Below are 11,636 nucleotides of genomic sequence, written 5' to 3' on the forward strand. Positions count from 1 at the left end.
CGCCGCGGACCGGGCGGCGCTGCGCGGGGTCTCCCGGCTGGTGGCCCGCGGCGTGGCGCGGGTGGAGGCCCGGCTGGCGGGGCTGGCGGCGAGATTGGTTCTGCTGACCGAAGTGCCGCTTCTTTCGTCCCGCCTGGCCGCATCGGCCGACTGGGGAGCAAGGACGAGCAAGGACAGCAGGGCCAGCAGGATCAGCCGCATGCGATAGTATTCCCCCATTCACCACGCCGGCCTGATGGCCTGGCGTGGTCCCCCGAACCCCCAAGGGTTCCCCGAAACCTACTAGACTGACGCCCCCGTGACCTGTCAACGCGCATTTCAGGATGTTACGTGAGATGCGGAAGTCCCAGCCAATCCTGGCTTTGCATCTCGTTCAGCCGGCTCGCCGTCCGGGCGAACATGGCAGCATTATGACCTTCTTCGTGCAGCCGGTCCGGAATCGCCTCGGCACTCGCCAGCAGCTTCACGCGATGTTCGTAGAGCGTATCGACCAGCGTGATGAAGCGCCGGGCGCGGTCGAAATTCTCCGGATTGAGACGGGGAATCCCGTCCAGCACCAGCGTGTGGAAATGGGTCGCCAGGGCGAGATAATCCGCCGGGCCCAGCGGCCGGCCGCAGAGCGACTCGAAATCGAAGCGCGCCACCCCGTCCACCGCCTGCGGCACCTCCAGCGTGCGGCCCAGCAGGGTCAGCCGCGTCGGCTTGCCGTGCTTCTGCCCGGTCAGCTCCTCGAAGGCCCGATCCAGCGCCCGGGTCGCCCGCTCATCCGCCGGCACATGCCAGGTGGGCAGGGCACGGATCCGGTCGCGGCGATAGTCGCGTGCCGATTCCAGCGTCAGCACCTCCAGCCGGCGGGAGATCAGGCCGATGAAGGGCAGGAAGGCATCGCGGCCGGGCCGGCCCTTGAACAGGTCGGCCGGCGCCGTGTTGCTTGTGGCCACCACCACCGTGCCGCGGGCGAAAAGCGCCTGGAACAGCCGGCCGAGGATCATCGCATCGGCGATGTCATGCACCTGGAACTCATCGAAGCAGAGCAGCGCCGCCTCCGCCGTGATGGCATCCGCCAGCGGCGGGATGGGGTCCGTGGTATCGCCGTGCTGCTTCTTCCAGGCATGGATGCGCCGATGGGCGTCCTGCATGAATTGATGAAAATGGATGCGGCGCTTGCGGGCGACCTCCGCCGTCTCGAAGAACAGGTCCATCAGCATGGACTTGCCGCGCCCGACCTCGCCCACGAGATACAGGCCCATCGGCGTGCCGGGCGGCGCCTCCTCCGCCGCCACCGGCTTGCGGCGGGTGAAGCGGGCGAAGAAGCCGCCCTTCTCCGGCTCCTCCGGATGCGGGTCATAGCCCTGGGTGCGGCGCCAGAGGTCCTGCAGCACCTCCACCGCCCGCGCCTGGGCGGGGTCGGCGGCCAGTGCGCCTTCCGCGAGGCGGGCACGGTAGGTCGCGAGCGGACCTCCGGGGGAAGGGCGATCGTTCATGCGGCGCGCGATACCGCGACAGGGCGGGCGCGGCAACGCCGTGCAGGAAAAGCAAGGGCGGGGAGAAGGTATTCTCCCCGCACCCCTCATCTATTTTTGGTGAATGGGGCATGCTGGGGGCATGACGAAGCCCACCGCTGCCCTGCTCTATGCCCCTGACGGGTATGATACCTCCCGGCCCAAGCTGATGGGGCGCCACGCCGCCGGCGCCGGCTTCCTCGGCGGCCTCGTGCGCCATGCGGGCTTCGACCGGCTGGTGGCACTCACCCGCAGCCCGGGCGATGCGGCGGCCTTCCGCGCCCAGCTCGCCGAACTCGGCGCCACCGTGCCGGCGGAAACCCTGGGCGATGCGGAATTCCCGCGCCTGGCGGAGACCGGCTGCCTGATGCTGCCGGGACCTGAACTGTCCAGCTTCGCCTGGCGGCGCCGGCGCATGTCAGCGGCGCCGGCCTTCAGCCTGGTCGGCATCACCCATACCATCGCCTCCGCCACCGCCATGGATTCGATCGCGGAGATGCTGGTGGCGCCGGTGCAGCCCTGGGATGCGCTGATCTGCACCTCCACCGCCGTGCAGGCCGCGGTGCGGCGGCTGTGGCAGGCGGAGGGCGCCTGGCTCGCCCGCCGCACCGGCGCCACGCGGATCGAGGGCCCGGCCCTGCCGGTCATTCCACTCGGCGTGGATGCCACGGCGCTGGCGCCCGACCCGGCAGCGCGGGCGGAATGGCGCCAGCGGCTGGACATTCGGCCGCAGGATATCGCGGTGCTGCACCATGGCCGCCTGTCCTTCCACGCCAAGGGCCATCCGCTGCCGATGTTCCTGGGCATTGCCCGCGCGGCGGCGGCGGCACCGGCGGGGGCCAAGGTGGTGCTGATCCTGTCGGGCTGGTTCGCCGATACGGTGCAGCGCCGCGCCTTTTCCGGGATGGCGAAGGCGCTGGCGCCGAACCTCGAGATCCGCCTGGTGGAGCGGCCGGAGACCAATACCACCCTGCGCAGCGCGGCCGATCTCTTCACCCTGCTGTCGGACAATATCCAGGAAAGCTACGGCCTGGCCCCGGTGGAGGCACTCGCCGCCGGCCTGCCGGTGGTCGGCACCGACTGGGACGGGCTGAAGGATACGGTGGAGCACGGCGTCACCGGCTTCCGGGTGCCCACCCTGCTGGCCGGCCCGATGTCGGACCTCGCCGCGCGGCACGACGACGGCATGGATACCTATGACCAGTATATCGGCGGCGTCGCGCAATTCACCGCCGTCGATGTCGGCGCGGCGGAGACCGCCTTCGCCGCGCTGATCGGCGATGCGGAGCTGCGCGCCCGCATGTCGGCGGCCGCCCGTGCCCGGGCGGTGGAACGCTACGACTGGAAGCCGGTGATCGGCCAGTACCAGAGGCTTTGGGCAGAGCTCGCGAAACTGCGCGGCGCCGGCCGTGGCGAGCGCGCGGCGCGGCTGCGCGGGGAGGATCCGGTGCCGCGCCGGCCCGACCCCTCCGCGCTGTTTGCCGACTACCCGACCCGCCGTCTGACGCCCGAGACCCGGCTGCGCCTGGCGCCCGGCCTCGCCGATGCGGCGGCGGCGGTGGCGCGGCTGCAGGCGATCGCCGGCCTCAGTGGCGGCGCGGCGCGGCGCGAATTGCTGCCGTCGGCGGAGTTGTTCCAGGCCGCCCTGGCGCCGCTGGAGGCCGGGCCGGCCACGGCCGGGACCCTGGTGGCGGACCTGCCGCCGGGGCAGGCCCGGGGCGTGTTCCGGGCGCTGGCCTGGCTGGTGAAGATCGACGTGCTGCGGCTGGAGGCGGCCGCGTGAGCATCGCGGCCGTGATCTTCGATTGCGACGGCACGCTGGTGGACAGCGAGTCGATCGGCGCGGCCGTATTGGCCGAGGCCTTGGCCGAGGAAGGCCTGGCGATGAGCCCGGCGGAGGTGCTGCTGGCTTTCCGCGGCGCCCGCCTGGCCAGCTGCATGGCCGCGGTCTCGGCGCGGATCGGCCGCGCCCTGGCGCCGGATTTCGAGCCGCGGCTGCGCGAGCGCACGGCGCTGGCGCTGCGCCAGGGGCTGCGCGAGATCGAGGGCGCCACGGCGCTGGTGCAGGCGCTGACCCTGCCCTTCTGCGTCGCCTCCAACGCGCCGCGCGCCAAGACGGAGCTGAGCCTGACCGTCACCGGCCTGCTGCCGCATTTCGCGGGACGCATCTTCAGCGCCTACGAAGTCGGGTCCTGGAAGCCCGATCCCGGGCTGTTCCTGCACGCCGCGGACGCGATGGGCGCCGACCCGGCGCGCTGCCTGGTGGTGGAGGATTCCGCACCGGGCGTGCAGGCCGCGCTGGCGGCGGGGATGCAGGTGGTGGCGCTGCTGCCGGAAGGCCCTTTGCCCTGGCTGCCCGAAGGCGTGCGACATGTGCGGGCGCTGCACGAAGTGGCGCGCCACTTCACCCCCGGCGCCGGAACCGCTCCACCGCACTGACCAGCGCCGTCCGCACCCCCGGCTCCAGCGCCGAATGCCCGGCATCGGGGATCACCGTCAGCCGCGCCCTTGCCCAGGCGGCGGCCAGTTCGAAGGCGGTGTCGCAGGGGCACACCATGTCGTAGCGGCCCTGCACAATCTCCGCCGGGATATGGGCGATCCTGTCCATGTTCCCCAGAAGCCCCTCGGGCGGCAGGAACAGGTCGTGGCGGAAGTAATGGGCCTCGATCCGCGCGAGGCCCAGCGCCGTGCGGTCCTGCGCAAAACTCGCCACCGTCTCCGGGCTCGGCAGCAGGGTGGAGCAGGAGCCCTCATACAGGCTCCAGGCGCGGGCCGCCGGGCCATGCACCATCGGGTCCGGGTCGCACAGGCGCTTCAGATAGGCGCTCAGCAGGTCGCCGCGCTCCTCCGGCGCCACATGCTCGGCGAAGGCCGCCCAGGCATCCGGGAAGACGCGGCGCAGGCCATAGAGGAACCACTCCACCTCCGCCGCCCGGCCGAGGAAGACGCCGCGCAGCACGCAGCCCGTCACCCTTTCGGGATGCGCCTGGGCATAGGCCAGCGCCAGGGTGCTGCCCCAGGACCCGCCGAAGAGCAGCCATTTCTCGATGCCGAGGAAGCGGCGCAGCGCCTCGATATCCGCCACCAGATGCGGGGTGGTATTGTCCCGCAGCTCCCCCAGCGGGCGGGACCGGCCGGCGCCGCGCTGGTCGAAGATCACCACGCGCCAGTGGTTCGGGTCGAAGAAGCGGCGATGGATGGCGCCGGCGCCGGCGCCCGGCCCGCCATGCAGGAACAGCGCCGGCTGGCCGCGCGGATTGCCGACCTGCTCCCAGTACATGACATGCCCCGAGGAGAGGGGCAGCAGCCCGGTCTCATAGGGGGCGATATCGGGATAAAGGTCGCCACGGGGCATGCCTGCCCTTTACGGGGCGTGGGCACCCCGAGTCCAGAAGGCTTGTTTGTGACCGTTTGAGAATGCCGGCGGTTGAGGATCCGCAGGGAATTTTGCGGCCCTGGAAGGCGCCGGGCGCCGCCGATGCTGGTTGCATCGGCAAGCCCGGCGTCGCGCGGATAGCGCGCCATAGGCGCGACCCAGGGGCGGAAAAGAGCCGCGGAGCGGACCCGCAGGCATTCTCAAACGGACACTTACGCCCGCTGCTGCGGATTCCCGCAAAGGGACCCTTCGCCCGCGGCCCGATCATCCCTAGTTTGGGGAGATGGCCGAGACCCCCTCGGCCGGCTCCCGTTCCGCCACCGCCGGCGCCCTGCGCTGCGGGGTCTGCGGAACCGAAAGCCGGCACCCCGCTTTCCGCCCCGCGCCGCCCGAACAGGCGCCGGACCTCGACCTGCGACCGGGGGAGCCGGTGCGCTCCACCATGGCACGCTGGCTGCAGCAATGCCCGGGCTGCGGCTATGCGGCGCCCGATATCACCCGCGCCCATCCGGCCGCGGCGGAGGCGGTGCGCGCCGCCCCCTTCCGCGCCCTGCTGTCCGAAACCGGCACGCCGCCGCTGGCGCGCCGCTTCCTGGCCTGGGCGCTGGTGCTGGAGGAGACCGGCGCGCTGCATGCCTCCGCCGAGGCGACGCTGCATGCCGCCTGGGTGGCGGATGACCTTGGCCGGCCGGACCTCGCCCGCGCCTGGCGGCTGGATGCGGTGGCGCTGTGGCGCGGCGGGCCCCAGCTGGATGCCGAGCAAACCGTGCGGGTGATCGATGCGCTGCGCCGGGCGGAGGCCTGGGGCGATGCCGGGGCGACGGCGGAGGCGCTGGCGCTGCGCGAACCGCCGGAGGCGGTGGCCCAGGTGGTGGCGCTGGAGCGCCGGCTGATCCAGGCCCAGGATTCCGGGCGCCACACCGTCGCCTCCGCCCTGCCGCCGCCCTCGCGCCGGCCGCATGTGACGCATCAGCGGATCGAGGCCCGCGGCGAGGGAATCTGGGCGCGGCTGCGGCGCTGGCTGGGGCGCGGCTGAGCCGCCCGCGCGGGCCTCACTCCGTGCAGGCCATCCGCTCAGTCGCCGTCTGGATATAGAGGCGGGCCGGGCGGGGCGGCTGCAGCGTCATCTCGCAGCTCATGTTTTCCCGCACATTGCTGGAAGCCCGCGCCCGCAGGCGGACGGCGCCGGTATAGGCGGCGATGAAGGTCCAGCAGGCGGACTGGCCGAGCGGCAGGCTGCTGGGCCCGTCGAGCAGCCTCTGCCAGCCCGCATTCCGCGGGCCCGGCGCGCCCGGCAGGGCCAGGGCCTCCAGCGTGAATTGCGCGAAGAAGCGGCCGCGATTCTCGACGCAGATCTGGTGGCGCGGCAGCGAGGGGTCATGTTGGCCCGGGGGAAAGCTCTGCGCCAAGGCCGGCATCGCGCCCAGGGCCAGTCCAGCCAGCACCGCCGCCACGCCCCACCGCACCTTCCTCGACATCGCTTGTCCTCCCTGGCCCCTTTGCCCTTCGATATCCCATGGCGTGCCGCGGATGCCAGTCGGCGGGCCCTACCGCCGCGATAGGTGAAGCCGAGGTTCCATGCCCTGCGGCTTGCCCCGCATCGCATCGCAACGTATAGTTATAATATAACATCACCAGGACCTGCCTCGCCATGCTTCGGCGCAGCCTATTCTCCCTGCCGGCCCTGCTGCTGGCCGCCCCGGCGCGGGCGCAGGCGGCCACGCCGCTGGTCGTCGCCTCCTTCTCCATCCTCGGCGACATGGTGGCGCAGATCGCCGGCGATGCGGTGCGGCTGCGGACCATCGCCGGGCCGAATGTCGATGCGCATAGCTTCGCGCCCCGCCCCTCGGACGCGCAGGCGCTGCGCGAGGCGGCGCTGGTGGTGCGCAACGGGCTCGGCTTCGATGGCTGGATGGACCGCATGCTGCGCGCCGCCGGCTATCGCGGTGCCGTGGTCACCGCGACCGAGGGCCTGACCCCGCGGATGATGGACGGCCATGCGCACAACCACGACCATGGCGGCGCCGGCCGGCGCCAAAACCATTCGGTCGGCCCGCGCCAGGTGCCGGATCCGCATGCCTGGCAGGACCTGCGCTTCGGCATCCATTATGCCCGCGGCATCGCCACCGCACTCGCCGCCGCGGCGCCCGCCCAGGCCGCCGCCATCCAGGCGGGCGCGGCCGCCTATGTGGCGCGGCTCGAGGCGCTGGATGCCTGGGTGCGGGCACAGGTGGCCTCGGTGCCGGAGGCCCGGCGCAAGGTGGTCACCAGCCACGATGCCTTCGGCTATTTCGGCGCCGCCTATGGCGTGACCTTCCTGGCGCCGCAGGGCATCTCGACCGAGGCCGAGCCCAGCGCCGCCGATGTCGCCCGGCTGATCCGCCAGATCCGCGCCGAGGGCATTTCGGCCGTGTTCCTGGAGAATATGGGCAATCCCGCGACGCTGGAGCGCCTGGCGCGGGAGGCGGGGGTGACGGTGCAGGGCCGGCTCTATGCCGATGCGCTTTCGGAACCCGGCGGCCCGGCGCCCAGCTACGAGGCCATGTTCCGGCACAATCTCGGCCTGCTGGTTCCCGCCATGCGCGGTGCGGCATGAGGCCGCTTCTGGCAGCGCTGGCGGCGCTGATCCCCTTCACCGCCGCGGCCCAGGACAGCGCCAGCGGCTTCCGCCCGCACCTGGCGACGGAGGTCGATCTCGGCCTCTATACCGTGGGGACCACCAGCGCCTCCGACCCCGCGCGCCGGGGCACCAGCAGCTATCTCTATGGCGAGCTGGCCGCCGGGCTGCACCTGACGCCGAATTTCTCGCTGCAGGGCGTGCTGGCCTTCGAACCGATCGGCGAGGGCGATGCTCTGGGCGGCACGCCGGGCGGCGGCACCACCTTCTTCCGCCGGCAATCCGCCTTCCTGGAGGCGCTGTTCCTCGAATGGAAGCCGGATGCCGACACAACCCTGCAGGCCGGGCGCTTCGTGGCCCCCTTCGGCCGCGGCCACCACGATTTTCCGGGAATCCTCACGCGCATCCGCGCGCATGAGGTGAACGCGATCACGGACAGCCTGGGCGTCGCAGCCACCCATACCCTCTACTCGGACCCGACATGGGGCGAGCACGACATCTCGGCCGCGGTCTTCACGCTGGACCGGACCTTCCTCTCCTCCACGCTGCTGACCCGCCGGTCCTGCTGCGACGAGCGCTACGAACGCTTCAACCGCAACACCCGCGCCCAGGGCGGGCCGGGCAATACCGGGCAGCTCGACAATGCCGTGCTGGCGCTGGATGGCGATGGCTTCGCCTGGGCACCGGGCCTGTCCTACCACCTGGGCCTGCTGACCCGCGGCGCCGGCGATGACGGCACCGCGCGCGAATGGGGCTATACGGTCGGCCTACGCTACGAGCAGCGCTGGTCCGCCACCCAGCGCACGCTGTTCTTCGCGGAGGGGGTGCAGTTCCGCAACGCCGCCGCCCGCCCGCGCACCGAGATCACCCTGCTCGGCCTCGACCCGGATACCGGCGACGAGATCGAGACCATGCTGGACACCTCCATCCGCGAACGCCGCACCTTCACCACGCTGGGCGTGCAGCACCGCATCGGCGAATGGCGCGGCACGCTGGCCTGGCAGCGGGACCAGCGGAAGCGCAGCGTGGAGGCGCTGCCGACGGAGAACTACCTCGAAGCCTCCATCGGCACCGACCTGCCGCACAATTTCTCGATCGATGCGGGCTACCAATACGCCCGCTATGCGCGGGAGGAGACGGGCGGCCTGGGGACCAGCCACGCGCTGCTGCTGCGGCTGGGGTGGAAGGGATTCTGAGGGGGTGGGCCGAGCCCCCACCCCGACCCTCCCCCGCAAGAAAAGCCCTCCCCCGTTTACGGGGGAGGGTTGGGGTGGGGGCCAGCAGGGGCTGACGCCATCCCCCGCCCCCTGCCACCCTGCCCCGCATGGACTTCCCCACCACCGCCGCCGCCGCCCGCCTTCTCCAACCCGAACTCGCCGCCCGCGTCATCGCCGAGGACGCGCACGGTGCCATCCGCGTGGTCGCCGGCGCCGATGCCAGCACGCTGCGCTTCGACCCGACGCGCACCGTCCATGCCGCCATGGTCGGCCTGGATGCCCAGACCCTGGCCCCGCTCGGCGAGGCCGGCGCCACTCGCTCCGGCGGCCTGCCCTATGTCCCCGGCCTGCTCGGCTTTCGCGAAGTGCCCGCCCTGGCCGAAGCCTTTGCCCGCCTGCCCGCCCGCCCGGACCTGATCCTGGTGGATGGGCACGGCCTGGCGCATCCGCGCGGCCTCGGCGTCGCCTGCCTGCTCGGCGTCTCGCTGGATGTGCCGACCATCGGCGTCGCCAAATCCCTGCTGGTCGGCAGTGTGGAAGGCGACCTTGCCGACACGGCGGGCGCGGAGGCGCCGCTGGTCTGGAAGGGCCAGGTGATCGGCCTGGCGCTGCGGACGCGGCGCGGCGCCAATCCCATCTACATCTCCATCGGCCACCGCATCTCGTTGCCCACCGCCCGCGCCTGGGTGCTGGCGCTCGGCCGTGGCCGGCGGCTGCCGGAGCCGACGCGGCTGGCGCATGAGGCGGCGACGCGGGTGCGGCTGGCGGCCCGCCCGGCCGCGGGGTAGATGCGCGACATGGCACGCTTGTGGATGGTCTTGGGCGCCCTCTCGGGGCTGATCGCGGTCGGCATGGCCGCCTATGCGAGCCATGGGCTGCCGGCCGAGACCGCCAGCCTCGCCAATACCGGCGCCTCGCTGCAGGCCTGGCACGCCCTGGCACTGCTCGGCTGCGGGCTGCTGGCGGAACGCCGGCGCGGGCCGCTGGTGCATCTGGCCGCCTTCTGCTTCCTGCTGGGCACGCTGGGCTTTGCCGGTGGCGTCTATGTGCGGGTGCTGACCGAGACCTCGCTCGGCCCGGTCACGCCGCTGGGCGGCACGCTGCTGCTGGTCGGATGGGGCATCCTGGCCGCCGCCGCGGCGCTCGCGCCCGAGCGATGATCGCCAGCGCCTATCTCGCCGCCGAGGGATTCGAACAGGACCTGGCCGAGGAACTGTCCCGCGCCGGCCGCCGTATCTCCGCCTGGCACGGGCGCCTCGCCCTCTCGCCCGATCCCCCGGCCCCGGCCGCCTGGGCGCTGGAGGCCTGGACCGCGCCGCAGGACATCCCCGTGGCTTCCGTCAAGCAGGCGGCCGATGCGCTGCGCGCCATCCAGCGCAACTGGGCCGGCTATGCCGCCGCGCATCACCGTCGCAGCGCGCTGATCGCCGAAAGGCTGCCGCCGGTGAAGGCGCGGCCGCTGGTCTTTCCGGAAGCCGCGCCCGGCGGCCATCTCGGCGCCTGGACGCTGCTGGCGCCGGACCGGCTGCTTGCCAGCCCCACCAAGACCAGCCCCTTCGTCAATGGCGCGGTCGCCTTCGTCGAGGATCGCGAAGGCCCCCCCTCCCGCGCCTATCTGAAATTGTGGGAGGCGCTGACCCGACTCGGCCGCCACCCCGGCCCCGGCGAGACCTGCCTCGACCTCGGCGCTGCGCCGGGCGGCTGGACATGGGTTCTGGCGAAGCTGGGCGCGCAGGTGGTGGCGGTGGACAAGGCGCCGCTGGATCCGGCGGTGGCGGCGATGCCCGGCGTGACCATGCGCGCCGAGAGCGCCTTCGGCCTGGATCCCCGGGCGGAGCCGAAGGTGGATTGGCTGTTCAGCGACGTGATCTGCTACCCCGCGCGGCTGCTGGCCCTGGTGCAGCGCTGGATCGCCGCCGATGCGGCCCGCAACTTCGTCTGCACGCTGAAATTCCAGGGCGAGACCGACCATGCGACGGCGGAGGCCTTTGCCGCCATCCCGGGCGCCGTGCTGTTCCACGGCGCGCACAACAAGCATGAGCTGACCTTCGCGCGGCTGGCGCCCGGCTGATCCTGCGGGCGGCGGGGATCGAACCCGCATGGCACAAGGCCGAGGGTTTTTAAGACCCTTCCGTCTACCGTTCCGGCACGCCCGCCTCCCGGCCACTATGCCGGCGCGGACCTTTCCCCGCCAGGGCCTGCTGCTAGAGCCGTTTCACCGTAAGCGAAGACGCTGAAACGGCTCCAGCTTATTGTTCTGACGCATTTTCCGAGTCGCCATGCGAAGCCGCATGGCTTGAAAATGCTCTAACCGGGGGCCGGGTCCACCTCGGCATGCTCGGCCAGAACCAGCTCCGCCTCCATCGGGCGTCGCACGCTCCACCACTCGCACTGCTCCTCCCGCCCCCGCGCGGCGCACCAGATATGGCCGATGCCGAGCGGCCGCATGCCGAGGCCGCGCAGCACGGCGCGGGAGGCCAGGTTGTCGGTCTGCACCGCCGCCCGTGCCTCGCCGACGCCGAGATGGCGGAAGGCGGCGGCCAGCGCCGCCGGCGCGGCCTCCCGCATCAGCCCCTCGCCATGGAAGCGGTCGCCGAGCCAATAGGACAGCACCGCGCGGTTGCGATCGGCCTCGGCGCGGGAGGCGCTGATCCAGCCCATCACCTCGCCACTGCCGCGCCGGGTGATGACCATGGGCAGGGCAAGGCCCGCCATGGCGGCGGCCCGCGCCTCCCCTAGCCGCGCGGCCGCGGCCTCGGGCGCCAGCCGCACCGGCCAGGAAGCCAGGCGCGCGCTGATTTCCGGCCCCATCAATTCCGAAAGTGGAACGGCATCATCGGGATGTGGAAGACGGAGGCACAGCCTTCGCGTGCAGACCTCACGAAAAGGATCGCCCGATGCGCTCATGTATCGAGTCTGCCACT

13 protein-coding genes and 1 tRNA gene are annotated in these 11,636 nt (G+C 72.2%); 9 read left to right on the top strand and 5 right to left on the bottom strand.

Annotated features, from left to right (window positions below; translation table 11 throughout):
• Positions 1–208, top strand: a 208-nt coding sequence (locus ACTIF1_RS15910; protein ID WP_439597424.1) for a hypothetical protein, incomplete at its 5' end; no start/stop codon positions are given.
• A 118-nt stretch (positions 209–326) separates the two neighbouring features.
• Here ACTIF1_RS15910 and zapE read toward each other — a convergent pair.
• Positions 327–1,484, bottom strand: coding sequence for a cell division protein ZapE (zapE, locus tag ACTIF1_RS15915; protein ID WP_439597425.1), 1,158 nt, complete (start codon positions 1,482–1,484; stop codon positions 327–329).
• Positions 1,485–1,605: 121 nt separating this feature from the next.
• Between zapE and ACTIF1_RS15920 the strand changes: the two genes are divergently transcribed.
• Both ACTIF1_RS15920 and ACTIF1_RS15925 read left to right on the top strand, forming a co-directional pair.
• Positions 1,606–3,285: a glycosyltransferase gene (locus ACTIF1_RS15920; protein WP_439597426.1), complete on the top strand. Its 1,680-nt coding sequence runs from the start codon at positions 1,606–1,608 to the stop codon at positions 3,283–3,285.
• Positions 3,282–3,941, top strand: a complete 660-nt coding sequence (locus tag ACTIF1_RS15925; protein ID WP_439597427.1) for an HAD-IA family hydrolase — start codon at positions 3,282–3,284, stop codon at positions 3,939–3,941. The genes ACTIF1_RS15920 and ACTIF1_RS15925 overlap by 4 nt, the downstream gene beginning before the upstream one ends.
• Here the strand turns inward: ACTIF1_RS15925 and pip are convergent.
• The gene (gene pip, locus ACTIF1_RS15930) at positions 3,907–4,857 is read right to left on the bottom strand and encodes a prolyl aminopeptidase (RefSeq protein ID WP_439597428.1); all 951 of its coding nucleotides are present in this window, start codon (positions 4,855–4,857) and stop codon (positions 3,907–3,909) included. The genes ACTIF1_RS15925 and pip overlap by 35 nt on opposite strands.
• Before the next feature lie 304 nt (positions 4,858–5,161).
• Here pip and ACTIF1_RS15935 point away from each other — a divergent pair, with 304 nt between their 5' ends.
• Positions 5,162–5,914, top strand: a complete 753-nt coding sequence (locus ACTIF1_RS15935; RefSeq protein WP_439597429.1) for a hypothetical protein — start codon at positions 5,162–5,164, stop codon at positions 5,912–5,914.
• A gap of 16 nt (positions 5,915–5,930) precedes the next feature.
• Here ACTIF1_RS15935 and ACTIF1_RS15940 read toward each other — a convergent pair whose 3' ends face one another.
• Positions 5,931–6,356 carry a hypothetical protein gene (locus tag ACTIF1_RS15940; RefSeq protein ID WP_439597430.1) on the bottom strand — a complete coding sequence of 142 codons (426 nt, stop codon included), beginning with the start codon at positions 6,354–6,356 and terminating at the stop codon, positions 5,931–5,933.
• Between the two features lie 173 nt (positions 6,357–6,529).
• On the opposite strand from ACTIF1_RS15940, the gene ACTIF1_RS15945 reads away from it, so the two are divergent.
• From ACTIF1_RS15945 to ACTIF1_RS15965, 5 genes are all read left to right on the top strand, one after another.
• The gene (locus ACTIF1_RS15945) at positions 6,530–7,474 is read left to right on the top strand and encodes a metal ABC transporter solute-binding protein, Zn/Mn family (protein ID WP_439597431.1); all 945 of its coding nucleotides are present in this window, start codon (positions 6,530–6,532) and stop codon (positions 7,472–7,474) included.
• Positions 7,471–8,691, top strand: coding sequence for a hypothetical protein (locus tag ACTIF1_RS15950; RefSeq protein WP_439597432.1), 1,221 nt, complete (start codon positions 7,471–7,473; stop codon positions 8,689–8,691). The genes ACTIF1_RS15945 and ACTIF1_RS15950 overlap by 4 nt, the downstream gene beginning before the upstream one ends.
• 128 nt (positions 8,692–8,819) lie before the next feature.
• Positions 8,820–9,500, top strand: coding sequence for an endonuclease V (locus tag ACTIF1_RS15955; RefSeq protein WP_439597433.1), 681 nt, complete (start codon positions 8,820–8,822; stop codon positions 9,498–9,500).
• A 9-nt stretch (positions 9,501–9,509) separates the two neighbouring features.
• Positions 9,510–9,872 (top strand): DUF423 domain-containing protein, encoded by a 363-nt coding sequence (locus ACTIF1_RS15960; protein ID WP_439597434.1) that lies wholly within the window; start codon positions 9,510–9,512, stop codon positions 9,870–9,872.
• A complete protein-coding gene (locus tag ACTIF1_RS15965) occupies positions 9,869–10,783 on the top strand; it encodes an SAM-dependent methyltransferase (RefSeq protein WP_439597435.1) in 915 nt (304 codons plus the stop codon). Before ACTIF1_RS15960 ends, ACTIF1_RS15965 begins: the two co-directional genes overlap by 4 nt.
• Before the next feature lie 3 nt (positions 10,784–10,786).
• On the opposite strand, the gene ACTIF1_RS15970 is transcribed toward ACTIF1_RS15965, so the two are convergent.
• Positions 10,787–10,868 (bottom strand) — tRNA-Leu (locus ACTIF1_RS15970).
• Between the two features lie 151 nt (positions 10,869–11,019).
• On the bottom strand, positions 11,020–11,619 hold the full coding sequence (locus tag ACTIF1_RS15975) for a GNAT family N-acetyltransferase (protein ID WP_439597436.1): 600 nt from the start codon (positions 11,617–11,619) through the stop codon (positions 11,020–11,022).
• Positions 11,620–11,636 lie beyond the last annotated feature (17 nt).

The organism is Falsiroseomonas sp., from assembly GCF_051860665.1.
Classification (GTDB): domain Bacteria; phylum Pseudomonadota; class Alphaproteobacteria; order Acetobacterales; family Acetobacteraceae; genus Falsiroseomonas.

Bases quoted from the DNA above. Each gene is read 5' to 3' on its own strand.
- ACTIF1_RS15945 (WP_439597431.1), top strand. From the start codon at position 6,530: ATGCTTCGGCGCAGCCTATTCTCCCTGCCGGCCCTGCTGCTGGCCGCC.
- ACTIF1_RS15960 (WP_439597434.1), top strand. From the start codon at position 9,510: ATGGCACGCTTGTGGATGGTCTTGGGCGCCCTCTCGGGGCTGATCGCG.
- ACTIF1_RS15950 (WP_439597432.1), top strand. From the start codon at position 7,471: ATGAGGCCGCTTCTGGCAGCGCTGGCGGCGCTGATCCCCTTCACCGCC.
- ACTIF1_RS15965 (WP_439597435.1), top strand. From the start codon at position 9,869: ATGATCGCCAGCGCCTATCTCGCCGCCGAGGGATTCGAACAGGACCTG.
- ACTIF1_RS15955 (WP_439597433.1), top strand. From the start codon at position 8,820: ATGGACTTCCCCACCACCGCCGCCGCCGCCCGCCTTCTCCAACCCGAA.
- ACTIF1_RS15920 (WP_439597426.1), top strand. From the start codon at position 1,606: ATGACGAAGCCCACCGCTGCCCTGCTCTATGCCCCTGACGGGTATGAT.
- ACTIF1_RS15940 (WP_439597430.1), bottom strand. From the start codon at position 6,356: ATGTCGAGGAAGGTGCGGTGGGGCGTGGCGGCGGTGCTGGCTGGACTG.
- pip (WP_439597428.1), bottom strand. From the start codon at position 4,857: ATGCCCCGTGGCGACCTTTATCCCGATATCGCCCCCTATGAGACCGGG.
- ACTIF1_RS15975 (WP_439597436.1), bottom strand. From the start codon at position 11,619: ATGAGCGCATCGGGCGATCCTTTTCGTGAGGTCTGCACGCGAAGGCTG.
- ACTIF1_RS15935 (WP_439597429.1), top strand. From the start codon at position 5,162: ATGGCCGAGACCCCCTCGGCCGGCTCCCGTTCCGCCACCGCCGGCGCC.
- zapE (WP_439597425.1), bottom strand. From the start codon at position 1,484: ATGAACGATCGCCCTTCCCCCGGAGGTCCGCTCGCGACCTACCGTGCC.